General features: G+C 67.9%; 20 protein-coding genes, 1 pseudogene and 1 riboswitch. Of the genes and pseudogenes, 4 read left to right on the top strand and 17 right to left on the bottom strand.

Annotated features, from left to right (window positions below):
• Positions 1-241: 241 nt before the first annotated feature.
• From MFF24_RS20915 to MFF24_RS20930, 4 genes are all read right to left on the bottom strand, one after another.
• Positions 242-1,768 carry a tripartite tricarboxylate transporter permease gene (locus MFF24_RS20915; RefSeq protein WP_238227144.1) on the bottom strand — a complete coding sequence of 509 codons (1,527 nt, stop codon included), beginning with the start codon at positions 1,766-1,768 and terminating at the stop codon, positions 242-244.
• 29 nt (positions 1,769-1,797) lie between these two features.
• Positions 1,798-2,295: a tripartite tricarboxylate transporter TctB family protein gene (locus tag MFF24_RS20920; RefSeq protein ID WP_108939292.1), complete on the bottom strand. Its 498-nt coding sequence runs from the start codon at positions 2,293-2,295 to the stop codon at positions 1,798-1,800.
• An 81-nt stretch (positions 2,296-2,376) separates the two neighbouring features.
• Positions 2,377-3,363, bottom strand: coding sequence for a Bug family tripartite tricarboxylate transporter substrate binding protein (locus MFF24_RS20925; protein WP_238227146.1), 987 nt, complete (start codon positions 3,361-3,363; stop codon positions 2,377-2,379).
• A gap of 1,359 nt (positions 3,364-4,722) precedes the next feature.
• Complete coding sequence (locus tag MFF24_RS20930; protein WP_238227148.1) at positions 4,723-5,862, bottom strand: HPP family protein; 1,140 nt, start codon at positions 5,860-5,862, stop codon at positions 4,723-4,725.
• A gap of 641 nt (positions 5,863-6,503) precedes the next feature.
• Between MFF24_RS20930 and MFF24_RS20935 the strand changes: the two genes are divergently transcribed.
• Both MFF24_RS20935 and MFF24_RS20940 read left to right on the top strand, forming a co-directional pair.
• Positions 6,504-6,995 (top strand): MarR family winged helix-turn-helix transcriptional regulator, encoded by a 492-nt coding sequence (locus MFF24_RS20935; protein WP_238227150.1) that lies wholly within the window; start codon positions 6,504-6,506, stop codon positions 6,993-6,995.
• A gap of 53 nt (positions 6,996-7,048) precedes the next feature.
• Positions 7,049-7,280, top strand: a pseudogene (locus MFF24_RS20940) (FUSC family protein); the annotation flags it as partial.
• 50 nt (positions 7,281-7,330) lie between these two features.
• Here the strand turns inward: MFF24_RS20940 and MFF24_RS20945 are convergent.
• From MFF24_RS20945 to MFF24_RS21005, 13 genes are all read right to left on the bottom strand, one after another.
• Positions 7,331-7,960 carry a trimeric intracellular cation channel family protein gene (locus MFF24_RS20945; protein WP_238227152.1) on the bottom strand — a complete coding sequence of 210 codons (630 nt, stop codon included), beginning with the start codon at positions 7,958-7,960 and terminating at the stop codon, positions 7,331-7,333.
• Positions 7,961-8,110: 150 nt separating this feature from the next.
• On the bottom strand, positions 8,111-8,842 hold the full coding sequence (locus tag MFF24_RS20950; protein ID WP_166058800.1) for a L,D-transpeptidase: 732 nt from the start codon (positions 8,840-8,842) through the stop codon (positions 8,111-8,113).
• Between the two features lie 337 nt (positions 8,843-9,179).
• Positions 9,180-9,269, bottom strand: a riboswitch (glycine riboswitch).
• A 188-nt stretch (positions 9,270-9,457) separates the two neighbouring features.
• On the bottom strand, positions 9,458-10,696 hold the full coding sequence (locus MFF24_RS20955) for an ammonium transporter (RefSeq protein ID WP_238227154.1): 1,239 nt from the start codon (positions 10,694-10,696) through the stop codon (positions 9,458-9,460).
• 120 nt (positions 10,697-10,816) lie between these two features.
• Positions 10,817-11,827: an urea transporter gene (yut, locus tag MFF24_RS20960; protein WP_238227155.1), complete on the bottom strand. Its 1,011-nt coding sequence runs from the start codon at positions 11,825-11,827 to the stop codon at positions 10,817-10,819.
• A 15-nt stretch (positions 11,828-11,842) separates the two neighbouring features.
• Positions 11,843-12,778 carry an urease accessory protein UreD gene (locus MFF24_RS20965; protein ID WP_238227171.1) on the bottom strand — a complete coding sequence of 312 codons (936 nt, stop codon included), beginning with the start codon at positions 12,776-12,778 and terminating at the stop codon, positions 11,843-11,845.
• 4 nt (positions 12,779-12,782) lie between these two features.
• Complete coding sequence (ureG, locus tag MFF24_RS20970) at positions 12,783-13,475, bottom strand: urease accessory protein UreG (RefSeq protein ID WP_238227180.1); 693 nt, start codon at positions 13,473-13,475, stop codon at positions 12,783-12,785.
• A 20-nt stretch (positions 13,476-13,495) separates the two neighbouring features.
• Positions 13,496-14,176, bottom strand: a complete 681-nt coding sequence (locus MFF24_RS20975) for an urease accessory protein UreF (RefSeq protein WP_238227182.1) — start codon at positions 14,174-14,176, stop codon at positions 13,496-13,498.
• Between the two features lie 41 nt (positions 14,177-14,217).
• Positions 14,218-14,904 (bottom strand): urease accessory protein UreE, encoded by a 687-nt coding sequence (locus MFF24_RS20980; RefSeq protein WP_238227184.1) that lies wholly within the window; start codon positions 14,902-14,904, stop codon positions 14,218-14,220.
• Positions 14,905-14,927: 23 nt separating this feature from the next.
• A complete protein-coding gene (gene crcB, locus MFF24_RS20985) occupies positions 14,928-15,311 on the bottom strand; it encodes a fluoride efflux transporter CrcB (RefSeq protein ID WP_238227187.1) in 384 nt (127 codons plus the stop codon).
• 9 nt (positions 15,312-15,320) lie between these two features.
• Positions 15,321-15,704, bottom strand: a complete 384-nt coding sequence (locus MFF24_RS20990) for a fluoride efflux transporter FluC (RefSeq protein ID WP_238227189.1) — start codon at positions 15,702-15,704, stop codon at positions 15,321-15,323.
• A 37-nt stretch (positions 15,705-15,741) separates the two neighbouring features.
• Entirely contained in the window at positions 15,742-17,460 is a 1,719-nt protein-coding gene (locus MFF24_RS20995) for an urease subunit alpha (protein ID WP_238227198.1), read from the bottom strand.
• A gap of 206 nt (positions 17,461-17,666) precedes the next feature.
• Entirely contained in the window at positions 17,667-18,077 is a 411-nt protein-coding gene (locus tag MFF24_RS21000; protein ID WP_238227207.1) for an urease subunit beta, read from the bottom strand.
• 25 nt (positions 18,078-18,102) lie between these two features.
• Entirely contained in the window at positions 18,103-18,405 is a 303-nt protein-coding gene (locus tag MFF24_RS21005) for an urease subunit gamma (RefSeq protein WP_133091223.1), read from the bottom strand.
• A gap of 632 nt (positions 18,406-19,037) precedes the next feature.
• Between MFF24_RS21005 and MFF24_RS21010 the strand changes: the two genes are divergently transcribed.
• Complete coding sequence (locus tag MFF24_RS21010; RefSeq protein ID WP_133091224.1) at positions 19,038-20,072, top strand: chemotaxis protein CheB; 1,035 nt, start codon at positions 19,038-19,040, stop codon at positions 20,070-20,072.
• Between the two features lie 98 nt (positions 20,073-20,170).
• A complete protein-coding gene (locus MFF24_RS21015; protein ID WP_238227290.1) occupies positions 20,171-23,677 on the top strand; it encodes a CheR family methyltransferase in 3,507 nt (1,168 codons plus the stop codon).
• The last annotated feature ends 32 nt before the right edge of the window (positions 23,678-23,709 follow it).

A 23,709-nucleotide genomic window follows, 5' to 3' on the forward strand; every position in this document is an offset into this window, starting at 1 on the left:
GCAGCTTGGCGACCACGTCTTCCGGCTTATGCCGCTTCGTTCCCATCTGTCCGTCCTCATCTGGCTCAAAAGCCATACCTCAGGGCGGACCACTTCAGTGGGGGCGGATCATGCCCCGGATCGCCTGTAGATGGCCAAGGGGACGAGCATCATGGTCGTGATGCGTCGTCACGAAGGCCGCGACCTTCATCCAGCCGCTGCTCCACGACGCTTCATTGGCTCTCGGAAGCCCTGTCTCGCCTCAATGGGAGACCGGGGCCGGCCGGGTGAGGCCGGCCTTGCGCGCCAGCCGTTTGCGCAGGTCGCCGAGCGGCCCCCAGAACAGGAGCAGCAGGCCGAGGACCATCAGGCTCGAGACGAGGCCGTTCGAGAAGAAGACGGACAGGTCCCCGCCCGAGCCGAGCAAGGCCTGGCGGAACGCGTCCTCGGCGCGATCGCCGAGGACGAGCGCGAGCACGAGGGGGGCGAGCGGATAGTCGAGCTTCTTGAAGACGTAACCGACGACCCCGAAGATCAGCATCAGCCAGATGTCGAAGCGCGAGGATTCGACCGTGAAGGCGCCGATGGCGCAGACGACGAGGATGATCGGTGCGACCAGCGCGAAGGGGATGCGCATGATCGCGGCGAAAACCGGCACGGTCGCGAGCACGATCAGGAGACCGGCAAGGTTGCCGAGATACATCGAGGCGATCAGGCCCCAGACGAACTCCTTCTTCTCGACGAAGAGCAGCGGGCCGGGCTGCAGGCCCCAGATCATCAGGCCGCCGAGCAGCACCGCCGCGGTGGCCGAGCCGGGGATGCCGAGGGCCAGCATCGGCAGGAGCGCCGAGGTGCCGGCGGCGTGCGCCGCGGTCTCGGGGGCCAGCACACCCTCGATATCGCCGCGCCCGAACTCCTCGGGCTGGCGGGAGAAGCGCTTGGCGAGGCCGTAGCCCATGAACGAGGCCGCGATCGCGCCGCCCGGGGTGACGCCCATCCACATGCCCACGACCGAGGAGCGGATCAGCGTCGCCCAGTAGCGCGGCAGCGAGGCCCAGGTGCGTAGCACCACGCCGAGATCCATGGCTGCCCGCTTGCCCTTGAAGTGCAGGCCCTCCTCGATGGTGAGCAGGATCTCGGAGACGCCGAACAGGCCGATCACCACGACGAGGAAGTCGAAGCCCTTCATCAGCTCGGGCGTGCCGAAGGTCAGCCGCAGGTCGCCGGAGATGGTGTCGAGGCCGACCGCCGCGAGCAGGAAGCCGAGCGCCAGCGAGACGATGATCTTGGCCTTGTTCTCCCGGCCCATGCCGATGAACGAGCAGAAGGTGAGGAAGAAAACGCCGAAGAACTCGGCCGGGCCGAAGCGCAGGGCGAACTTGGCGACCAGCGGCGCCACGAAGGTGATGAGCACCACGCCCGAGAGTGCGCCGATGAAGGAGGCGGTGAAGGCCGCCGTCAAAGCCTCGCCGGCCCGCCCCTTCTGCGCCAGCGGGTAGCCGTCGAAGGTGGTGGCGACCGACCACGCCTCGCCGGGGATGTTGAACAGGATCGAGGTGATCGCGCCGCCGAACAGGGCGCCCCAGTAGATCGACGACAAGAGGATGATCGCCGAGGTCGGGTCCATGCCGAAGGTCAGCGGCAGCAGGATCGCGACGCCGTTAGGGCCGCCGAGGCCCGGAAGCACGCCCACCACGATGCCGAGCAGCACGCCCACCACCATGAACAGGATGTTGTGCCACGTCAGCGCGACCTGGAAGCCGAGCAGGAGCTGGTTGAGGTCGTCCATGGAAATCTCTCCGCCGCGGGCCGGTCAGGTCAGTAGCCGAGGAAGGCTTCGATCGGTCCCTTCGGCAGCGGAACCCGGAACTGTTGCTCGAACACCCAGAAGATGACGAGCGGCACGAGAACGGTGGCGAGCGCCGTCTGCCACCAGCGGAAGGAGCCGAGCGTGACCATGAACAGGGCCATGAACAGGGCCGAGGACAGGTAGATGCCGAGGAAGGCGATCCCCAGCAGGTAGAGGAACAGCGGCACGAAGACCTGGGCCACCAGCCGGAGCTGGCCGTAGGTGACGAAGATGCTGTCCTCCCGTCGAAGGGCGCTCACGAGAGCGGCGATGGCCGCGACGCCTAGGATCGCGGCGACGCGGGCCGGGAAGAAGCCGTTTTCCGGCCCGTTGTCCCAGCCCGCGCCCCGCCCGTAGGAATCCCACAGGGCCAGCCCGGCAAGGCCGAGCAGCAGCAGCGCCACGACGATCTCGACGGCACGGCGCGACAGGCCGCGCTCGGGGAGCGGGGGAGAGGCTTCGGTCATGTCGGGCACTTCCTGAACAAGGGTTCGCCTCGGCCGCACCGCCCTTCGACGAAGCGGCCGGCAGCGCAGCCGGGCGCGGGCTCAGTTCGTCGCGATGAACCCGGCCTTGGTCATCAGCTCCTTGTGCTTGCGCTCGTCCTCGGTGAGGAAGTCGACGAAGCTCTGGCCGGAGCGGAAGTCGGGAACCAGGGCGTTGCGCTCGAGATAGGCCTTCCAGTCCGGGGTCTCGGTGACCTTCTTGAACAGATCGACGTAGAAGGCCTGCTGCTCGGGGGTAACCTTGCCGGGCATGAACATGCCGCGCAGCATCTGGTAGGTGACGTTCACGCCCTGCGACTGGCAGGTCGGGATGTCGGACCACGCCATATCGGCGGTGACCTTCTGCGTGTACTCGATCGGCTTGTCGGAGAAGGCACAGAGCGGCTTCACCGCGCCGGAGCGCCAGTTGGCCACCTCTTCGGCCGGGTTGTTCATGTTGGCGTCGATATGGCCGCCGGCGAGCTGCACGGAGGCCGGTCCGCCGCCCTGGTAGGGCACGTAGGTGATCTTCGTGCCCGTTGCCTGCTCCATCGTCACGGAGATCAGGTGATCCTCGCGCTTCGAGCCATTGCCGCCGGTCTTGAGCGGCGGTTTGGCGGCCTTGGCAGCCTCGAAGAATTCACCGGCCGTCTTGTAGGGCTTCTCGCTGTTGACCCAGAGCACGAAGGCATCCTGCGCCATCATCGCAATCGGGGTGAAATCCTTCCAGCTCACCGGAAGCTTGGTGGAGAGGGGCGTCATGTAGATGCCGCTCGACGTGGTGATGAGCTTGTGGGGGTCGCCGGCCGACTTCTGGATATCGAGCATCGCCTCGCCGCCCGCTGCGGCGGGCTTGTTCACGATAATGATCGGCTGCTTGACGAGGTTGTTCTTCTGAATCGCCCCCTGGATCGTGCGCGCCATCTGGTCGGACGATCCGCCGGGCGGGAAGGGAACGATGATCTCGATCGGCTTCGTCGGCTCCCAAGCCTGGGCCGGGACAGCAGACAACAACAGGGCCGCGATCGCGGCCCGCACGGCAACTCTCATAGCGTCTCCTCTCGCGGCGCACGTTTCGGCACGCGGCCTGTTTTCTTGGCCCAAGGACCAGCCTGCGGCACCGTCATCCCCTCGACAGCGTTGCGCGGGCAGTTCGTGGTCCGACACACCAACCGCAGCAACAACCAGCGACTTTGATGACTCGACGGGCGCGGCCTGCACCTGAGCCGACAGCCAATCGAATTTTTGAATTATAAATCTCTGCGACGCAAGCGCGCTGGGCGTATTATGCACGCATCGCCGGGGATACGGGTGATTGAAATCCGCGCCGGAGGTCTGCCGAAGGCCGCCATGCTTTGATGGATGAATTGAACGCTCGCTGAAATCGGCGTTCAGGAATGAAGCTGAGCCGCTCCGGGTTTCTCGGAGGCTTTTTGTTTTGGGTCAAAAGGCCAAAGCTCGGCCGCCAGCGTTGGCATGATAGCGCACTTCAGCCTCGGCGCGAGGACCGATGGGTTTGAGCGAGCGATCACGCAGGTCGGCGTGGATGTGCGGTGCGCCGCAGGTCTGGCGCGAGCTGAGATGGACGGTGCGGATCCGCTTCAGCAGCGCGGCATCGGCAACTGCCCGTACCGAGGGCTGGCGGCTGGCCTAGGCGTAGCACCCGGCCTTCGATACACCGAGCACACGGGCCATGGCGACGATCGGGAGGTCGGCCTGGTTGGCGCTCATGAACTGGAAGCCCCCGACGGCAGGCCCCGATCTCCCGCGCGAACCAAGCCGCCGCGAGCGCGCGGATGTCACGCTCCAGTTTCAGTTGCCGGTTCTGACGCCGCAGCCGGACAAACTCGTCGCACTCGGTCGCCGTCAGGCTGTGGACGGCCGTCGGCGGCTTGGCCTCGCGGCGGCCCTCGCTGCGGTCAGCCTCCGCGACCCAGTTCTGGATGGTCTGGCGCGACGGCTCGAATTCGCGGGCCGAAATCGGTTGGATCGCGGCCGGCACGGACCCGATCGACCATCTGCCGCCGGAACTCAGCAGGGTATGCAGGGCGGGTCTTGGGCATCGGGAAAACACCTCACGCGAAAGCGGTCTCGGTGCCCAACAAACCAGCGCTATCCCAAGTGGCGCTCAACGACAGCGCCGGCTCTTCGGAAGCTGCTTCTACGTCAAAGACCGGCTTACTCCGCCTTCGGTTTACGCAAGCGATGGACCTGCCACGTCAGCATCATGCTCGAAGCCATCAAGGCTGCGTGCAGGAGTTGAAGGAGAAGCGACCCGTCTTGCATCGGCTCAATCTCGCGGACCTGGCAGTGCCAGAACTACGGGAAGCGCTAGCAACGAACGGGCCAACGCCCACCATGGCACGTTGAGCCCTCGGAAAGCCTGCAGGTTCGGGCCTGGGCGGCCGCCTAGGCTGCAATGGGGCCGGGAAGCGCGAGGGACTTGGCCGAAAGCAGGCGTGTCAGGGTCGCGAGGAGGTCTGTCTGAGTAATGATGCCCAAAACGCGGCGTTCACCATCCACGACCACAACCGCATGGGTGCGACCGTCGGTCAGCGAGGAAGCCAGGGCGACCACCGGTTCGTCCGGGCCCGTCGTTTGGGCCTCGGACATCACCTGCGCGATGCCCCGCTCGCCGTGCAGCGTGAGCTCGCGCAGGCCGAGCGTGCCGAGCAGCCGGCCGGCCCCGTCCACCACGGGCAATGTCCGGATGTTGCGCGCGATCAGGAGCTCCCGCGCCCGCTCCGCGCTGCCATCCAGCGCGATGGTGACCACGTCACGTGACATGATCTCGGCGCAGGTGAGGTCGCCCTGCGTGCGCACGAGCGCGCGGAGTTCGACTTGGCGGAGGAGCCGATCGAGGTCGGCGCGGTCGATGTCCAGTGTCTCGTGCAGCTCGACCAGCGCGGCATCGACGTCTTCCTGTCGGAAGCCGACACGCAGCGGCGCGGGTAGGTCCGCCGTTCCATGGGTGTTGACCGGCGCTGCGACGGGAACGTGGGGATAGTTGCGGCGTGAGATCTTGTGGAAGGCGATGCCGAGCGCGACCAGAATGACCGAGTTCACGCAGACCGGGAATAGAGGAAACAGAAAGCCCGCGGACGTGACGGCCGGGCCGCCGATCAACGCCGTCAATGCGGCCGCGCCCCCGGGCGGGTGAAGGGATCGGGTGAGCGACATCGCGGCGATCGCAAGCGATACCCCGACGCCGATGGCCACAACCGGGTCCGGGATGAAGCGGGCGGCGAGCACGCCCATGAAGGCCGAGATCGTGTTGCCGCCGATGATGGACCAGGGCTGCGCCAGCGGGCTCGCGGGCACCGCAAACAGCAATACCGCCGAGGCCCCCATCGGAGCGACGATGAGCGGGATGTCAGGCCCCTGGCCGAAGACGAAGCCGCAGATCAGACCCGTCAGCGTGATGCCGACCAGCGCGCCGAGGCACGCGACCATACGTTCCCGCAGGGTCGCACCGGCCAGGATGGGCCTGAACAGCCGAAATCCGGACGGCTTACCGGCTTGGCGTTCGGCGTTGGCAGTCTCGGACATCCTCGTGCGTCCCTCGCTTGCCGGCTCCGCCCGAGGCGCCCATCTGACGGGCAAGGGCTTGGAGGATCGGCGCGGCGCCCTGGTATACCAGATACCGGTTTACCGGCCGCGCCCGAAATTGCAACGCGCTGAGGCATGTTGCCTGCAATCGAGGCAGAACGGACTTGGCACCCGATGGTGGGTGCATGAGAGGCATCCGTCGCCAATCCGCTTCTCATGCCGGGGCCGTGCTGGGCGTCCACTGTGTGCGTTGCTCGCCCGCCGCCGCTTCCGCTCGCAGGCCGAGGCTCGGATGGCCTGCTTCAGCTACATTCTGGGCCTGTACAATCCACTGCGCCGCCACTCGGCGCTCGGCGACCGTTCGCCCGTGCCTACGAGCGGAAGACTGCCCCAGAGGCGTCAACAATCAACCTGCTCAGCCAAGTCCCCAGACCGTCCACAAAACGGGGCAATCCCACTCGGGCGGGCTTCGTCATCTTTCGAATGGCCCAGAGGGCCAAGCCACGCGGATCGAGCGCAGATGGCTTGTCCTTCAGCCCTGGAGCACGCTTGAAGGCTCATCAGCTCATTGATAGCTTCCTACTCGTGCGATTCCGCGGTCTCGGGTGTGGTCGTTCAGGGGCGAGGCGAACGGGCTGGAGATGGCCGACGAGACTTTGCGCCAGTTGCGCCTGGCCTACACCCACACGCTTCTGCTCTCCGGGCGCCAATGGCGGCGGCTCGCCAATACGGCGACGGAGGCGCATGGGATCTCCGAGGCGAAGGCGCTGCCGCTGGTCCTGATCGGGCGCATGGGAGGTGAGCCGCGCCAGAACGCCCTCGCCGAGGCGGTGGGAATCGAGGGACCGTCGCTGGTCCGCCTCCTCGACCAGTTGGAGGCGGCCGGTCTCGTCCGGCGCCGGGAAGACCCGGGCGACCGGCGCGCGAAGGTTCTGAGCCTGACCGCCGCTGGGGACGCCGTCGTTGCCCGGATCGAGGCCGACCTCGACCGGCTCCGCGAGGCCGTCTTCGCGGGCATCAGCGCCGCCGACTTGGAGGCCGGCCTGCGGGTGTTCCGGGCGATCCAGCGTCACGCCGGCGGCACGGAGGCGGAAGCGGCTCCGGAAGCGGGCCCACGGGCGCCCCGGGGATGACCCTTCCGGGCTGACACGACGGGGCCTTCCCGCCCGAGACGTTCGGGGCCGGCATGCCAGACCCTGTACCTCGCCTTCTGGATCGACCTGCCCAAGCCCTATTGGGCACTCGGCACCGTCTACATCACGAGTCAGGTGCTGGCCGGCGCCACCCGCTCCAAGGCGCTCTACCGGGTGCTCGGCACGCTGCTCGGCGCCGTCGCCTCGGTCATCCTCGTCCCGAACCCCGCCAGCGCGCCGGAACTGCTGACGGTCGTGATCGCGCACTGGGTCACCGTCTGCCTGTCTTGAATTCCTGTCTTGGAGAGAGCCTCGGCGCGCGGGGACCGTTCTGTTCAAGAATAGGGGCGGCGGGCCCGAGGACGATATCGCGGCAGCGTCCATCCCAGGCGGAGGGAGAGCGCCCGCAGGAGCAGGGCGACGAGGAAGCCGGAGCCGAGGGCGAGTTCCCGCGGCGCGCCGAGCGCGGCCAGGGACACGTAGGTGAGCGCACCCGCGCCCGCCGCCGAGGCGTAGATCTCCCGGCTGAGGATCACCGGGCTGTCGCCTCCGAGGAGATCGCGGATCACGCCGCCGAAGGTCGCGGTCACCACGCCCATGACGACGGCCACGGCGCTGCCGGCCCCGGCCTGGATGGCCTTCTCGGCGCCGGCCACCGCGAAGAGCGCGAGACCGAAGGCATCGAGCCGGACCAGGGTGCGGTAGCGGGATTGCGGGATGTGCGCGCAGAAGAACACGGCACAGGAGATGCCGAGGCACGCCAGGAGAGCGCTGGGCCGCTGCGTCCAGAACACGGGCGCTCCGAGCAGCAGGTCGCGGAGCGTTCCGCCCCCGATTCCCGTCGCGGTGCCCAGCACGGCAAAGCCGACGAAATCCATCTCCTTGCGGGAGGCCACCAGGGCACCGGTGATCGTGAAGACGATCAGCCCCAGCCAATCCAGGGTCGCAGTCGCGGTCTCGAACATCGTTCTCAGTCCATCGGGGATCTGGGTTTCGTCAGCGGGCAGCGAGGAAGGGCGACGCGCTGTCCTCTCGTCTTCGCATCGCCCCGAAAGCCGGCGGCCACCTTTCGGGGCGATGCTCCAGAGCCGCCATCCACTTCGTCGGAAAGCGCTCTAGCGGAAGAGCAGCACCTGGTTGTCGGAGCGGGAGGGGCCGTCCCACTCGCGCTGCACCATCACCTCCGCCTGCGCGGTCTTCACGACGACCGTCGTACCGAGCGGAACGCGGCCGTAGAGGTCGTGGATGTCCTCGTTGAGGAGGCGGATGCAGCCGGACGAATCGGTGCCCCCGACGGTCCAGGGCTCGTTGGTGCCGTGGATGCGGTAGAGCGTGTCGCGATCGCCCTGGTAGAGGTAGAGCGCGCGGCAGCCGAGCGGGTTGTGGATGCCGGGCTCGACGTAGCGCGGGATGTCGGGCCGCCGCTTCAGCATGGCCGGCGTCGGGCGCCAGCCCGGCCATTTCGCCTTGCGCTTGACCACCGCGACACCCGACCAGGTGAAGCCGGCCCGGCCCACCCCGATGCCGTAGCGCAGGGCGGTCCGGTCTTCGCGGATGAGGAAGAGGAAGCGCTGGTGCGTGTCGACGACCAGCGTGCCGGCGCGCTCCGGGCCGTCGTAATCCACGATCTGCCGGCGGTACTGCGCCGGAACGAGGGTCAGATCGACCATCGGAACGTTGAAGGGCTCGTCCGGGATCTCGCCGATGAACCACGCGTCGCGGTTCGCGGTCGGTTCGACCGGTTCCGGAGCCTTGGGCTCCGGGGCGGAGTCCCAGAAGAAGGCGTGCGCGCGACCCGGTGCGAAGAGGGCGGCGGCGAGGAGAAGGGAGCGGCGGGTGGCCGGCATCGTCGTGACTCCAGTTCGTGGGTCGCGGATCCGCGCGTCTTCGGGCCCGCGCGGCCGCGTCGAACGGGCGGAAGCCGGGCAAGCGTCGGCCCGGCGCGAGGGACGCGCCAGCCGGTCGCGCGGATCGAGAGGGAGGATCGAGGAAGACGTGAGAGGCCGCGTCGCGGCCTTCGGGTCAGCCTATGGGTCCGTCATGGCGAGAGGCCTCCGAGGTCGCTCCGCACGCGCCGTGCATGCGAGCCCCCCTCTGTCATCGGCCTGAGAGTTTCGCCCGGCCCCGAACGGGGCCGCGACTTACACCATCGGCGGGAGCGTCCGCTCCGCTTTCCAGAGTGTTGAACGACGAGCGGTCCGGGTGCCTGTGAGTTTCCGGGGCGGTTGCTCCTTCGGCGGCCGGTTTGCACCGGCTCTCTCCCGCGCGTCGCTGACTTGACCGTTCTATCGCCCGACGGTGGACTTGGCCAGTCAATTCGTTAGCTTGCGATCGAATTGGTGCGGTACGACACACGAACGGGCGCCGGGCGGGAGCCGCCACGGAGCCGTTCTCTCGACAGGTACGACCGGCCTGACGACGGACACCGCGTCGGCCGGCGACCGCCCTGCTTTCCGCCGGCTCTACTTCGGCAGGGTGCGATCCATGTTCCACAGGTTGAAGGCGCGCTCGCCGAGCATCGTGTCGAGGCCCTTTTCCTGGATCGCGTCGGGCACCCGCAGCGTCCCGAACCGGTCGAGGCCCTTCAGGATGCCGAAGGTGACGAGCGCGGCATAGGCGCCGACCACGGTGACGGCGAGGAGCTGGACGCCGAACTGCGCCAGGCTCGCCGAGACCTGATTGATGTGGGGGCTGGCCAGGACGCCGACGAGCAGCGCGCCGGTGAGGCCGCCGACGCCGTGGGCGCGCCAGACTTCCAGCGTGTCGTCGATCCTCAGCCAGCGCTGCACGTATTTGGCGAAGTAGCAGGCCGTGGCGCCGATGGCGCCGATGGCCAGGGCGGCGATGGGCTCGACATAGCCCGAGGCCGGGGTGATCGTCGCGAGACCCGCCACGGCGCCGACGAGGACGCCCGAGAAGGAGGGGTGCCGGGTCTCGCGCCATTCCCAGAACATCCAGGTCAGCATGGCGATGGAGCCGGCGAGCATGGTGTTGGTGAAGGCGTAGGCCGCCAGCGCGTCCGCCGCGTAGGCACCGCCGGCATTGAAGCCGAACCAGCCGAACCACAGCAGACCCGCGCCGAGGGCGACCAGCGGCAGGCTCGCCGGCGCCGATTCGGACTGGCCCTCCGCGAGCTTGCGCTTGCCGAGATACTTGGCGGTCGCCAGCGCCGAGAAACCTGCGGAGGTATGGATGACGATGCCGCCGGCAAAGTCGGCGACGCCGAGCTTGGCCAGGAAGCCGCCGCCCCAGATCCAGTGCGCGGCCGGCAGGTAGACGAGGATGGTCCAAGCCGCGACGAAGAACAGGTAGGCGCCGAACCGGAAGCGCCCGACGAAGGCGCCCGTCATCAGCGCCGGCGTGATGATGGCGAACATCATCTGGTAGGCGAAGACCATGATGAAGGGGATGTTCGGCGCGTAGACCGGATTGGGCTCGATGCCGACCCTGTACATTCCGAAATAGGAGGCGAAATTCCCGATCGTGCCGCCGATATCGGGGCCGAAGGCGAGGCTGAAGCCGCCGAACACCCAGATCACCCCGACGACGCCGATGCAGACGAAGTTCTGGATCATCACCGACAGCACGTCGCGCTGCTTGACGAGGCCGCCGTAGAACAGCGCCAGGGCCGGCGTCATCATCAGCACCAGGGCGGTGCAGATGAGGATGAAGGCCGTGTCGCCCGCGTTGATGCCGTGCATCGCCTGCTCCTTGATCGTGCGTTTCGGAAATTCGCGGCGCCGGCCGCCGCGGTCAGTGCGGCACGGGGACGGGGTCGAGACGAGGCCGGCCGATCACGCCGGGATCGATGCCGCAGGGCGTCACCGCGCGGGGCTCGCCGGACGGGCCGGGGTCCCCTCGCCGACCATGTGATCGGCGACCGGCGCGTGCGGGTGGGGCGCCATCAGGCGCTTGGGCGCGATGAACAGGTACATCGTCAGGACGTAGGGGGCGGTGAAGGACGGGATCCCGGCCGGCGCGACGAGGGCGTCGAGAGCGCCCTGGACGAAGACGGTGGTCACCGTGGCCAGTCCCGCATACACGGCGACCCGCGGCGAGGGCGTCAGGAAGATCACGCCGACGGCCATCGCCGTCAGGACCGGACTGAAGCCGTAGAGCCCCTGACTTACCGCGGACGGATCGGCGCCCATCGCGAGCGCGACGACGAGGCTGACCAGCGACCCGGCGGCGGCGGCGATCCCGGCCGGCACGGAAGCGATCAGGATACCGGCGAGGATGATGGCACCGCTCACCGCGCTGCCGAGCAAATAGACTTGCGCGATGTTGCGAAAGAAGATCGCGACGAGATCCGCCGGCCCCGGAATGCCGGCGCTCCCCCGCACGAGGTCGGCCGCGAGCCGGGGCGCATCGCCCGTCACCTGCAGGCGGCCGAAGGAATAGGCTGCGGCCACCATCAGCCAACCGGTCAGCACGAAGGGGCCGGTCGAGCCCGGAATGCCCCATTTGTCGGTGAGCGTCGCGCTGAAGGCGGCGGTCACCACCGTGCTCGCCGCTGCGCCGATCACGATCGCGGCCCAGAGTTGGGGCGAAGACGCGATGAAGGTGGGGAGCGCAGCGCCGACGAGGATGCCGTTGAAGCCGTAGAGGCCGGAGGAGACGGAGGGTGCGTCGCAATCCAGCAGCCGCGCGGTCAGCGTCGCGACGAGAACCCCGAGCGCCCCCCCGATCGGGGTCGCCCAGTTGCCGGTGAGCGAGGAGGCATAGGCCATCGCGACGAAGAACAGCAGGCCGGTCGCCGCGTTCTCCATGAAGAAGACCTGGCTCGCTCCGCGCAGCGACTGGACGAGAAGGTTGGGGTTCGCGCGCGGCATCTTTTCGGCCTTCGCTCAGCGCCAGTAGGGTTCGGCGGGAAGGGTGCGGCCGCGGGCCTCCTCGCGCACGATGCGCCAGAACCGGCGGACCTCGTGGCGGACGTCGTAGCTCTCGACCCCGACCGCGCGCAGCATCAGCCCGGCGGCGTTGGGCAGGCGGCTCACGCCGGAGACCGCCCGCGGCGCCTCGCCGGAGAAGTTGGTCTCGAACCGCGCCTTGATGCGCGCGGCGGTCTCGGGTGGCGTCACGCAGAGGATGTTGGCGAAGGCGTCGAAGCCGCGCATCACCCCCGCGAAGCCGATCGTCGGGTCGCCACGCTCGATCAGGATCTTTTCCGCAAACAGCTTGCGCCCGTCGGGCCGGTGGAGCGCCACGTCCATCGACAGCAGATCGAAGCCGAAGCGTTCCTCGGCATGGTGATGCTTGCGGCCCGCCAGCACCATCTCGCCGTAGAGAAGAGTGGCGCTTTCCGCGACGACGATCTCCGTGCGGGAGAGGAAGCGCGAGCCGCGATAGGGGATGGTGACATCCGGCAGGTATTCGAGATAGCCGCCGGCCGAAACCGTCACGCTCTGGTGCTGCGCGGCGTAATTCGCGTCCATGCAGTGGATGCGGTTGGCGCCCTGCGTGGAGACGTGGGCGCAGGCGCCCTCCCCCACCGCAATCTCGATCGTATAGCGGTCGCCCTGGAGGATGCCGCCCCCGACCGAGATGATCGGGCAGACCGGCAGTTCCGGCATCGCCTCGTCCCAGTGGAGCGCCTGCTGCACCAAGAGCGGGGCGACCCGGTAGAGGTCGTGCAGGTCTGAGCGCCCGTCGCGCAGCGCGAAGCCGAGGCGCAATCGACCGACCTTGCCGGGCGCCCCTGCCCGCATCTGCGCCGGCTCGGTCTGGAACCCGCGCAGTTCGCGCGCCCCGTCGAGACGGCCGAGGGCTTCGTGGAGCGCCATGGCCTCAGGCGCTCGCCGCGAGCGGGCGGTCCGCCGCCCCGCCGGCTGGCGCCTGATCGACGGGCGCCTGATCGACGGGTGCCAAGTCGAACAAGGCCAGATCGAGGATGAGTTGGAGGAGGTCGTCGACCCCCTCGCCGGTCTTGCAATTGGTGAAGAGGAACGGCTTCGCGCCGCGCATGATCTTGGAATCGCGCGCCATGACGTCGAGGCTCGCGCCGACATAGGGGGCGAGGTCGCGCTTGTTGATGACGAGGATGTCCGACTGGCAGACCCCGGCGCCGTTCTTGCGCGGGATCTTGTCGCCGGCCGCGACGTCGATGACGTAGATGTAGAAGTCGGCGAGCGCCGGGCTGAAGGTGAGCGTGAGGTTGTCGCCGCCGGACTCGATCAGGATCACGTCGCTGTCGGGATACTTCTCTTCGAGCTCCTCGACCGCGGCGATGTTCATCGACGGATCCTCGCGCACCGCCGTATGCGGGCAGGCCCCGGTCTCGACGCCGACGATCTTCTCCTCGATCAGCACGCCGTTGAGGGTGCGGCGCACCTGCTTGGCATCCTCCGTCGTGACGACGTCGTTGGTGATGATCAGCGGCTTGATGCCCCGCGCGATCAGGCGCGGCGTGATCGTCTCGATGACCGCGGTCTTGCCCGAGCCGACCGGGCCGCCGATGCCGATACGGGTGATCTTCTTCATCTCTACTTCCTTTGCCACGCTCAGTTCATGAACAGGCGCACATGGACCGTGGTGTGATGGGCAACGAGAACATCGAAGACAGGAGCGAAGGCCGCCATCTCATCGAGGGCGAGATCGTGCACGGCGAGGTAGTCGTCCTGAACACGCCCTTGCGCGGTGAACAGGATGCGCTGGGTCTCGAAATGGTCGATCCGCATCAGCCGCAGCGCCGCGCTCAGGATCATCGAGGCGATGCCGTACTGGTGGACGACGAAGGCCTCGCTCTCGTCGGCGCCGAGCCCGGCGAGCGCGATCGCTTGGCCGACCGGTAGGCAGCCCGGCATGGCCTCCGAGCGGATGTCGGCGAGCCAGCGCGCCAGCATCGGTGACGGGGCGATCCTGAGCGCCAATTCGGCGAACTTCTTGCCCATCCGCGTCAGCATCAATTGCTGCTCCTCGCCGACGCGGCGGCAGAGCAACTCCCGGTCGGCGGTGACGAGGCCGGGATAATCCTCCGTCAGGGCGGCGCGATGGGCGTGCAGCAGCGCGACGCCGTCCACCCGCGCCGTCTGGTGCAGGACGAGTTCGACGAAGGACAGCAGGCTGTCCGCGTCGCGGACGATTCCTGTCTGAAGCGCGGATTCGAGCCCGTTGGAGAAGGCGAAGGCGCCGACCGGCAGCGTCGAATCCGACCATTGCAGCAGGCGCGCGAGATGCGCCATGCCGTGAGTCGCGAGACGGGCCCTCGGCTCACCGTGCCGCATCACGCCACCGGACCGGGCCGGTGGAGATGCGTGTGCGCGTGACCGTTCGCGTGATCGTGTCCGTGACCGTGCGGGTGGTCATGCGGGTGGCGATGGGCCTCGTGCTGATCGTGGGCATGCGCCCCGCCGTGATCGCCGTGATGGTGGTGCGGGGTGGCGTCGGCGCCGGCAAACAGCAGCCGGACCTCCTTCGCATCGAGCTTGGCCGCCACCTCCTCGCCCGGCGCGAAACGGGTCTTCACATGCGCGAAGGCGTGGGTGCGCATCACCGAGGCCATCACTTTCTGATCGACCGAGAGCGGCACGTAGACCGTCGATCCCTTGATCACCGCCGGCCAGTGCTGATTGCCGAGGCCATGCCCGAGTTCGAAGCAGGCGCGCAGGATCTCGTGCGGCGCGAGGCGCTCCAGCCCCTCCAGCTCGATCACCAGCACGTCCTTGAGGGCGATCCGGGCGACGACGATGAGGCCGCGCGCCGCGTCGTAGTGGAGCACGTCGCCGTCGTGCAGGTGCTCGGCGCGCGGCAGCGAGACCGCCAGCTCGATCCCGCTCTCGCTCGCCTTGCGCAGGCGGCTCTTGGGCGCCTCCCACTGCTCCAGCACCAGCGGATCGATCCGGGCGTGCCGCGCGCGCTCCTGCCAAAGCGGATCGTCGAGATAACCGAGCTTGTGTTCGACGAGGATCATGCGTCCCTCCCAAACGGCCGCGCTCAGGCGCGGCGCAGACGTTTCCCGGATAGGATCCCGAGCCGGACCGCGGCGTAGCCGACGGCGAGGCTGGAGAGACCGTAGAGGACCGCGAGGCCGGCCTGGCCCGGCGCCGTGGCCTCGGACAGGACGCCGAAGACGAAGCTCGAGAAGGTCGACATCCCGCCGCAGAAGCCCGTGCCGACGAGCAGCATGAACTCGTCCGAGACGCGGCCGAGGCGGTGAAGGCCGAAGGCGGCGCCGAGGCAGAACGAGGCGACGACGTTGGCGGTGAAGATATCGAGCGGAAAGGCGCCGCTCTGCTGAGGGATCAGCAGCATCAGGAATTCGCGGGTGATCGCGCCGAACCCGCCACCGATGAAGACGAAGACGGCCTGCGCGCCCATCACGCGCCCCTATGCCCGCGCCAGGGCCACGCCCGCCGCCGCGGCACAGAGGCCGAGGCCAACGGAGGCGACGAGGTAGAGGGCGGCGAGCGCGTGGCGATGCTCCACCGCCATCTGCGCCGTGTCGAGCTGCATCGAGCTGAACGTGGTGTAGCCGCCGAGAAAGCCCGTCAGCACCAGGGACGCCATCATGTCCCCGTGGCGCTGCTGCCAGCCGAGCGCGAAGGCGGCGGACAGGTAGGCGATGGCGAAGGCGCCCGTGACGTTGATGAGCAAGGTGCCGAACTTGAAGCGCGCCGGGATCGCACGATCGATGACCCCGCCGAGCCACCAGCGCAGCAGCGAGCCGGCACCGCCGCCGAGGCACACCCACATGATGTCGATCGGTTTCATCAGCGCATGCACCGAGTCTTGAGCCGGCGGCGGGACATCAACTGAAGAAGTGGAGCTGGGCGAGCGGCAGGTGGGTCGCGGGCTCGATCGTGGCGTGCTGGCCGTCGACGGTGACCGCGAAGGTCTCCGGGTTGACCTCGATGACCGGGAGCCGGTCGTTGCGCACCATCGACGCCTTGGTCAGCGTGCGCGTGCCGTAGACGGGCATCACCTTGGAGGTCAGCGCGTAGCGCTCGGCGATGCCGGCCTCGAAGCCGGCATGCGAGGTGAAGGTGACGCGGGTCCTGGCCACCGCCGGGCCCATGCCGCCGAACATCGGGCGGTAGACCACCGGCTGCGGCGTCGGCAGCGAGGCGTTGGGATCGCCCATCACCGCCCAGGAGATCATGCCGCCCTTGATCACCATCTTCGGCTTGGCGCCGAAGAAGGCCGGCTCCCACAGGACGAGATCGGCCATCTTTCCGACCTCGACCGAGCCGATGACATGCGAGACGCCCGCGACGATGGCCGGATTGATCGTCACCTTGGCCACGAAACGCAGGACGCGCTGGTTGTCGTTGCCCGACGCGTCGCCGGGATAGGCGCCGCGCCGCGCCTTCATCAGGTGGGCCGTCTGGATCGTGCGCGCCCAGTTCTCGCCGACGCGGCCCATGGCCTGGCTGTCGCTCGACAGGATCGAGATCGCGCCGAGATCGTGCAGGACGTTCTCCGCCGCGATGGTCTCGGCCCGCACGCGGCTCTCGGCGAAGGCGACGTCGGTGGGGATCTTCGGGCTGAGGTTGTGGCAGACCATCACCATGTCGAAGAGTTCGGCCTGGGAATTGATGCCGTAGGGCATGGTCGGGTTGGTCGAACTCGGAAGAACGTTGGCGATGCCGGCCACACGGATGATGTCCGGTGCGTGCCCGCCGCCCGCGCCTTCGGTGTGGTAGGTGTGGATCGTGCGCCCCTCGAAGGCGGCGATGGTGCTCTCGACGAAGCCGGCCTCGTTCAGGGTGTCGGTGTGGATGCAGACCTGGACGTCGTGGTCGTCGGCGACGGTGAGCGCCATGCGGATCGCCGCCGGCGTGCTGCCCCAATCCTCGTGAACCTTCAGGCCCATCGCGCCGGCGCGGATCTGCTCGTCGATCGGCAGCGGCGCCGAGCCGTTGCCCTTGCCGTGCACGCCCGCATTGACCGGCCACGCATCGAAGGAGCGGAGCATCATCTCGATGTTCCAGGTGCCCGGCGTGATCGTGGTGCCGTTGGTGCCGTCGGTGGGACCAATGCCACCGCCGAACAGCGTCGTCACGCCGTTGCTGAGTGCGGCCTGCGCCTGCTGCGGCGAGATGAAGTGGACATGCGCGTCGATGCCGCCCGCGGTGAGGATGAGGTGCTCGCCGGAAATGGCGTCGGTGCCCAGTCCCAGCGCGAGGCCCCGCGTCACCCCCGGCATCGTCGCGGGATTGCCGGCCTTGCCGATCCCGACGATCAGCCCGTCCTTGATGCCGACATCGGCCTTGATGACGCCGAGGACCGCATCGACGATGGTGACGTTGGTGATGACGAGATCCGGCGCACCCGCGGCACTGGTCAACTCGTTGTCGTAGCCCATGCCGTCGCGCAGCGTCTTGCCGCCGCCATAGACGGCCTCCTCGCCGTAGACGCGCAGATCCTTCTCGATCTCGATGTAGAGATCCGTGTCCGCGAGCCGGATCCGGTCGCCCGTCGTCGGCCCGTACAGATCCGCATATTGCCGCCGCGAGAGTTTGGTCATCCCAGCGCTCCAGGTCCGGCTGAAGTGGTAAGCGGAAGCATCGTCCTCTCCCGAAAGAAGATCACCTTTCGGGACGATGCGCTGTTCTCTTGTGCTTGCATCATCTGTTTCCGAAAGCCGGGGACCACCTTTCGGGACGATGCACTGTTCTCTCGTCTTTGCATCGTCCGCTTCCGAAATCCGGAGACCACCTGTCGGGATGATGCTTAAGGCTTGTTCTTGAACCCGTAGCGGTTCACGCGATCGAGCGCGTCGGCCAAGCGCGGGCGGTAATCGTCGTAGCTCTCGTCGCCGACCCAGCCGTCGACGAGGCCGTTGAAGCCGAGCACCCGCTGCTTGCCCTGATAGGGCACCAGCGAGACCTCCTTCTCGTCGCCCGGCTCGAACCGCAGCGCGGTGGTGGCCGGGATGTTGAGCCGCTTGCCGAAGGCCTGCGCGCGATCGAACTCGAGCGAGGCGTTCACCTCGAAGAAATGGTAGTGCGACCCGACCTGGATCGGACGGTCACCCGTATTGCGGACCTTGAGCGTCGTCGTCGGGTAGCCGGCATTGATCTCGATCTCGCCGGAGCCGAACACGACGCCTCCGACGGGCGCCTTCTTCTGGGCAGGACTCATCGCGGCTTCTCCTCACGTCTCGGGACTACTTGATGGGAGAATGGACGGTGACGAGACGGGAGCCGTCGGTGAACACCGCCTCGACCTGGACGTAGGGAATCATCTCCGCGACGCCCTCCATCACGCTGTCGCGGGTGATGGCCTTGGCCGCGAGTTCCATCACCTCCTCCACCGTCTTGCCGGCCCGCGCACCTTCCAGGGCCGCGACGGAGATCAGGGAGACGGTCTCGGGATGGTTGAGCTTGAGACCCTGATCCTTACGGCGCTGCGCCACCTGCGCGAGCATGTAGATCAAGAGCTTGTCGGTTTCGCGCTGAGTGAAGTGCATAGGCAGCCTCCCGAGCGAATGCAGCCGGCCCGAACAGCCACGTGAGCGGCAGCCAGGAAATTTCTCTCTTTTCAACCTGTAGCGGTATCTTCTCCCACAAGGCAAGCGCCTCCGCAAGACCGCACGATTACTTCCTCAATTGTTGGTTTTCCACTTTTGATAGCCTTCGATAGGCAAACATACCGATGATGCTGTGCCGAGGGCTGCGCCCGGGACTGCTTTCGGCGCCTCCCCGAGCGAGGCGGAGAATGGCCGGGCGGGCTGCGGATCGACGGATGGAAGTTGTATGCGGCTTCGATCGGCTCCCGCGTCTCGCCGGATCCGGGGCGCCCCGCGGCCGCCGACGCCAGGGTTGTGGCGATCGCGTCTTCCGCCATGCGGTCGCCGTGCGGCAGCGGCGGACACGCTCATGCGGCAGGACGCTTCCTGCCCCTTCCTGCCCCTTCCTGCCCCTTCCTGCCCCTTCCTGCCCCTTCCTGCCCCTTCCTGCCCCTTCCTGCCCCTTCCTGCTCCTTCCCGCCGCGTCCTGCGGAACCTTCGCCCCGAATTGCGGGCTGTCCGGAGGCGGCACGGGCGCGCCGCCCGCATCGGCCGGAAGGGCCGCGAATCAGGCCAAGCGTGGGGAGCGCGGTTTGAGCAATCGCGACATCATCGTCATCGGCGGCTCGTCCGGTGCCACGGTTCCGCTGAAGGCGATCCTCGGCGCCCTGCCGCAGGACCTGCCCGCTTCCGTCTTCATCGTGCTGCACATCCCCGCGCGCAGCCTCGGCCTGCTCGCGACCGTCACCTCGGCGGTCGCCCACCTCCCGGTCCATCCGGCCGCCGATGGCATGGCGATCCGCCCGGGCAACATCTATCTCGGCGTTCCCGATCATCACCTCATCCTCGACGAGGGCCAGATCAAGCTCGGGCGCGGTCCCCGCGAGAACTTGGCCCGGCCTTCGATCGATCCGCTGTTCCGCTCGGCCGCCGCGAGCTACGGCCCGCGGGTGATCGGCGTGCTTCTGAGCGGGCTGCTCAACGACGGCGTCTCCGGCCTCGAAGCGATCCAGCGCTGCGGCGGCGTCACGCTCGTGCAGGATCCGGCCGAGGCCATCGCGGACGAGATGCCGCGCAACGCCCTCTCGGCCATGGAGGTCGATCTCACCCTGTCCGCGGCCCGCATCGGCGATGCCCTCTCGGACCTCGTGCGTGACGCCCCCGGCCCGCGCCGGCCCGTCCCACCCGAGATCCGGCTGGAGATCGATATCGCCGCGGGGGAACGGGTCGACAGCGACGTCCTGCGCCACCTCGCCGACCCCGCCGCGATGTCCTGCCCGCATTGCGGCGGGGTCCTCTCGGAGGTGCGGGACGGCAAGCCGCTGCGCTTCCGCTGCCAGGTCGGCCACGCCTACACCGCCGAGGCGGTGGCCAAGCAGCAGGAGGGGTCCATCGACGAGGCCCTGCGCGTGGCCTTGCGCATCATCGAGGAGCGGGCCGAACTCGTCCGCCGCATGGCGCGCGACGGGCGCAAGTCCGGGCGAGCCGCCGTCAGCGAGATGTACGAGGAGCGCGCAGCCGAATACCGTCAATACGCCGACGTGATCCGCCGGGCCGTCCTGCGGACCTTGCCTTCGCCCGAGCCGGCGAGCGGCGAGACCGAGAGCGGAAGTGAGTTAGAGGAGTAGCGCGCGGTCCCTCAGTTTGGGACTGGCCAGCGTACTCCGCGTCATCCTACAGGCTGTGCCGGAACGTGCGCACAGGTGAGCTGCAGCTGGAGGCGGTGATGGTGAAGTCCTCCGACGAGGCCGGCTCCCGGAACGGCAAGCCGATCGTCGTCGCCCTGTGCGCCTCGGCCGCGAATACGCGCTCGCTCGTGCATCTCCTGCAGGCGCTTCCGCCCCGGCCCGACACGGCCGTCATCGTCGTGCTGCAGCACCGGGAAACGCTCGATGCGGCCGATTTCGGCCATGTCCTGGCCGAGGCCGGTCACGAGCTGAGCATCATCGCACAGGACATGCCGCTGGTCCCGGGCCGGGTCTACCTGCCCGAGCCGAACGTCATCGTCAGCATCGAGGGCGATCACTTCCGGCTCCGTCCCGCCGAGCAGCGTTTCGGCGAGCGCGGGACGATCGACAGCTTCCTCGTCTCGCTCCTCGACGAGATGGATGGGCACACCATCTCGGTCATCCTCGCCGGAACCGGGTCCGACGGCACCCTCGGCTTCAAGGCCGTGAAGGAGATGGGCGGCATCGCGCTGGCGGAGGAGACCGAGGAGTCGCGCTCCGGCGAACTCGCCGCGAGCAACATCCCGGCCGCTCTGGCGGATGCCGTGCTGCCGATCGAGCCCCTGACCGAGCGGATCCGGGCCAGCATCCGCCAGCTCGGATCGAAGAGCGGCTCGCAGGCGCATCTCAACGAGGCCGAGGCCTCGACGGTGCTGGCCAGCATCGCGGCGGTGCTGCGCAACAAGACCGGCCACGACTTCCACGGCTACAAGGAAGGCACCTTCATGCGCCGCGTCCAGCGGCGGATGCAGGTCGCCCAGATCGACGACACCGCCGCCTATGTCGAGTACCTGCGCGCGCAGCCGGGCGAGGCCCAGGAACTCTTCAACGATCTCCTGATCGGCGTGACGCAGTTCTTCCGCGACACGAAGGAATTCGAGCTTCTCGAACGCAGCGTGATCCCGAAGCTGTTCGAGGGAAAGACCCGCAACGACCAGCTCAGGATCTGGGTCATCGGCTGCTCGACCGGCGAGGAAGCCTACTCCTTCGGCATCCTGCTGCGCGAGCACATGGCGACCCTCGACGAGGTGCCGCAGATCCAGATCTTCGCGACCGATCTCGACGGCCGGGCGCTCGCGGCGGCGCGCTCGGCCCGCTACGCCGAGTCGGTCGTGCGCGACGTCAGTCCCGAGCGGCTCGCGCGCTGGTTCGTGCGGGAGGGCAACACCTACTGCATCGTCAAGGAAGTGCGGGAGATGTGCATCTTCTCCCAGCACAGCATCATCAAGGACCCGCCCTTCTCCCGCCTCGACCTCATCTCCTGCCGCAACCTGCTGATCTATCTCGACGCCGAGCTGCAGAGCCGCGTCATCCCGGTCTTCCACTTCGCGCTGAAGCCGGAGGGGGTGCTGTTCCTCGGCAATTCCGAGAACGTCTCCCGGCACACCAACCTGTTCGGGCCGATCGAGGCGCGCTCGCGCATCTTCCGCCGCCTGGAGACGCATAGCCGGATCCTGCCCGACTTTCCCTTCGCCGTGGCGTCCCCGCGGCTCGAGGGCCGGCCGGCCTCGGGGCTGTCTATCCGGGTCATCGAGCCCTCGCTGGCCCAGCGGGCCGAGCGCTTCGTGGAGCGCTACACGCCAGCCTACGTGATCGTGGACGAGACCCACACGGTGCTGCACTTCTCCGGGCGGACTGGGCGCTACATCGATCCGGCCGGGGGCGCGGCCACGCTCAACCTGCTGCAGCTGGTCCATCCGGACCTGCGCCTCGACCTGCGATCGGCGCTGGCGCGCGCGGCCGAGGCGAGACAGACTGTCCACCTGTCCAACCGGCGGATGGAGCACGACGGACAAAGCTTCCTGATCGACCTCGTGGTCGAGCCGGTGAAGGACACCGCCAATTCCGCTCGGCACTTTTTCGTGCTGTTCAAGGACGGGGGGACCGCGGCTGCTGATGCGGGCGTGTCCGCGGCCTCGTCCCAGGACCAGCATCACCGGATCCGGCAGCTTGAAACGGAACTGCGCGAGAACAAGGACCGGCTGCAGGCCATCGCCGAGGAGGCGGAGAGCACGAACGAGGAGCTCAAGGCCTCGAACGAGGAGTACCAGTCGCTGAACGAGGAGCTGCAATCGGCCAACGAGGAATTACAGACCTCCAAGGAAGAGCTGCAATCGGTCAACGAGGAGCTGACCACCGTCAATGGTGAGCTCAGCCTGCGGGTGCAGGAGCTCGGGCGCGCCAACAGCGACCTCAAGAACTTCCTCGAAAGCACGCAGATCGCCACCGTCTTCCTCGACAACGACCTGCGCGTCATGCGCTTCACGCCGGCCTCGGCGGAGCTGTTTCACCTCGTCGAGTCGGATGCCGGCCGTCCCCTCGCCCACATCAAGTCGCGCATTGCCTACGACGACCTGCAGAACGACGCCCGCCGTGTGCTACGCACCCTCAACAGCTCCGAGCGCGAGATCGAGAACCCGCAGACGGGCACGCGCTACATGGTCCGCGTGCTGCCCTATCGCAGCGTCGACAACTTCATCGCCGGCGTCGTCTTCACCTTCGTCGACATCACCGCGCGCAAGCAGGCCGAGGCGGCCCTGCGCGAGAGCGAGGCCAGGTTCCGCCAGTTCGCGGACGCGTCGTCGGACGTCCTTTGGATCCAGAACGCGCAAACCCTGGCATTCGAGTATGCGGGGCCGGCCTTCGAGATGCTGTACGGCACCTCCCGCGATTTTACCGGCCAGGATCACCTGCGATCCTGGCTGAAGATCATCGCGCCGGCGGACCGCAGGGACGTGATCGACACCTTCCGCCGCGTGCGGGCCGGCGGGCGCGTGTCGCATCTCTTCCGCATCCGCCGGCCGAGCGACGGCGAGGAGCGCTGGCTCGCCAACGCCAACTTCCCGCTGTTCGACGACAAGGGGCGGGTGCATCGCATCGGCGGCATCACCTCAGACGTCACCGATGCCAAGCTGGCCGCCGAGCGACAGGACGTGCTCGTCAAGGAGCTGCAGCACCGCTCGCGCAACCTCCTCGGCGTCGTCACCTCGCTCGCGACCCGCACCGTCGGCCAGGGGGCGCCGGTCGAGCACTTCACCACACGGCTGAACGCCCTCGGGCGCGCCCAGGCCCTGCTCAGCCGATCCGGCAACGACACCGTCGAGGTCGGCGCCCTCGTGCGGGCGGAGCTGTCCGCCTTCAGCAGCGGCTCTCCGAAGCGCATCACGGTCTCGGGTCCCAAGGTCCTGCTCACCTCGGAGCAGGTGCAGAACTTCGCCCTGGCCCTGCACGAGTTGACCACCAACGCCGTCAAGTACGGCGCGCTGAAGGACGATGCGGGCCGCCTCTCCGTGACCTGGGAGCACGTTCACAACAGCGGTCGCGGGAAGCGCATGGCGCTGAACTGGGTCGAGAGCGACATCCGCGTCGAGCCGCAGCGCCTGAACCGGCGCGGCTACGGGCGCGAGTTGATCGAGAACGCGCTTGCCTATGCTCTGCAGGGTCGGACCGAATACGTGCTCGATCTCGACGGCCTGCGGTGCCGGATCGAATTGCCCCTACGGTAATCCGGTCAAGGAAGTAACCTGGGAAAATTCGC

Origin of the sequence: Methylorubrum aminovorans (assembly GCF_022179725.1) — a bacterium.
In the GTDB taxonomy this organism is placed as follows: Bacteria; Pseudomonadota; Alphaproteobacteria; order Rhizobiales; family Beijerinckiaceae; genus Methylobacterium; species Methylobacterium aminovorans.

What these genes read in the sequence shown, in the direction of transcription:
- MFF24_RS20980 (WP_238227184.1), bottom strand. Translation starts at nt 14,904, where the DNA reads ATGATCCTCGTCGAACACAAGCTCGGTTATCTCGACGATCCGCTTTGG.
- MFF24_RS20925 (WP_238227146.1), bottom strand. Translation starts at nt 3,363, where the DNA reads ATGAGAGTTGCCGTGCGGGCCGCGATCGCGGCCCTGTTGTTGTCTGCT.
- MFF24_RS20955 (WP_238227154.1), bottom strand. Translation starts at nt 10,696, where the DNA reads ATGCACGGCATCAACGCGGGCGACACGGCCTTCATCCTCATCTGCACC.
- MFF24_RS21000 (WP_238227207.1), bottom strand. Translation starts at nt 18,077, where the DNA reads ATGAGTCCTGCCCAGAAGAAGGCGCCCGTCGGAGGCGTCGTGTTCGGC.
- MFF24_RS20915 (WP_238227144.1), bottom strand. Translation starts at nt 1,768, where the DNA reads ATGGACGACCTCAACCAGCTCCTGCTCGGCTTCCAGGTCGCGCTGACG.
- MFF24_RS20965 (WP_238227171.1), bottom strand. Translation starts at nt 12,778, where the DNA reads ATGGCGCTCCACGAAGCCCTCGGCCGTCTCGACGGGGCGCGCGAACTG.
- MFF24_RS20920 (WP_108939292.1), bottom strand. Translation starts at nt 2,295, where the DNA reads ATGACCGAAGCCTCTCCCCCGCTCCCCGAGCGCGGCCTGTCGCGCCGT.
- MFF24_RS20990 (WP_238227189.1), bottom strand. Translation starts at nt 15,704, where the DNA reads ATGAAACCGATCGACATCATGTGGGTGTGCCTCGGCGGCGGTGCCGGC.
- MFF24_RS21015 (WP_238227290.1), top strand. Translation starts at nt 20,171, where the DNA reads ATGGTGAAGTCCTCCGACGAGGCCGGCTCCCGGAACGGCAAGCCGATC.
- MFF24_RS20935 (WP_238227150.1), top strand. Translation starts at nt 6,504, where the DNA reads ATGGCCGACGAGACTTTGCGCCAGTTGCGCCTGGCCTACACCCACACG.
- MFF24_RS20995 (WP_238227198.1), bottom strand. Translation starts at nt 17,460, where the DNA reads ATGACCAAACTCTCGCGGCGGCAATATGCGGATCTGTACGGGCCGACG.
- MFF24_RS20975 (WP_238227182.1), bottom strand. Translation starts at nt 14,176, where the DNA reads ATGGCGCATCTCGCGCGCCTGCTGCAATGGTCGGATTCGACGCTGCCG.
- MFF24_RS20930 (WP_238227148.1), bottom strand. Translation starts at nt 5,862, where the DNA reads ATGTCCGAGACTGCCAACGCCGAACGCCAAGCCGGTAAGCCGTCCGGA.
- yut (WP_238227155.1), bottom strand. Translation starts at nt 11,827, where the DNA reads ATGCCGCGCGCGAACCCCAACCTTCTCGTCCAGTCGCTGCGCGGAGCG.
- MFF24_RS20950 (WP_166058800.1), bottom strand. Translation starts at nt 8,842, where the DNA reads ATGCCGGCCACCCGCCGCTCCCTTCTCCTCGCCGCCGCCCTCTTCGCA.
- MFF24_RS20945 (WP_238227152.1), bottom strand. Translation starts at nt 7,960, where the DNA reads ATGTTCGAGACCGCGACTGCGACCCTGGATTGGCTGGGGCTGATCGTC.
- ureG (WP_238227180.1), bottom strand. Translation starts at nt 13,475, where the DNA reads ATGAAGAAGATCACCCGTATCGGCATCGGCGGCCCGGTCGGCTCGGGC.
- MFF24_RS21005 (WP_133091223.1), bottom strand. Translation starts at nt 18,405, where the DNA reads ATGCACTTCACTCAGCGCGAAACCGACAAGCTCTTGATCTACATGCTC.
- crcB (WP_238227187.1), bottom strand. Translation starts at nt 15,311, where the DNA reads ATGGGCGCGCAGGCCGTCTTCGTCTTCATCGGTGGCGGGTTCGGCGCG.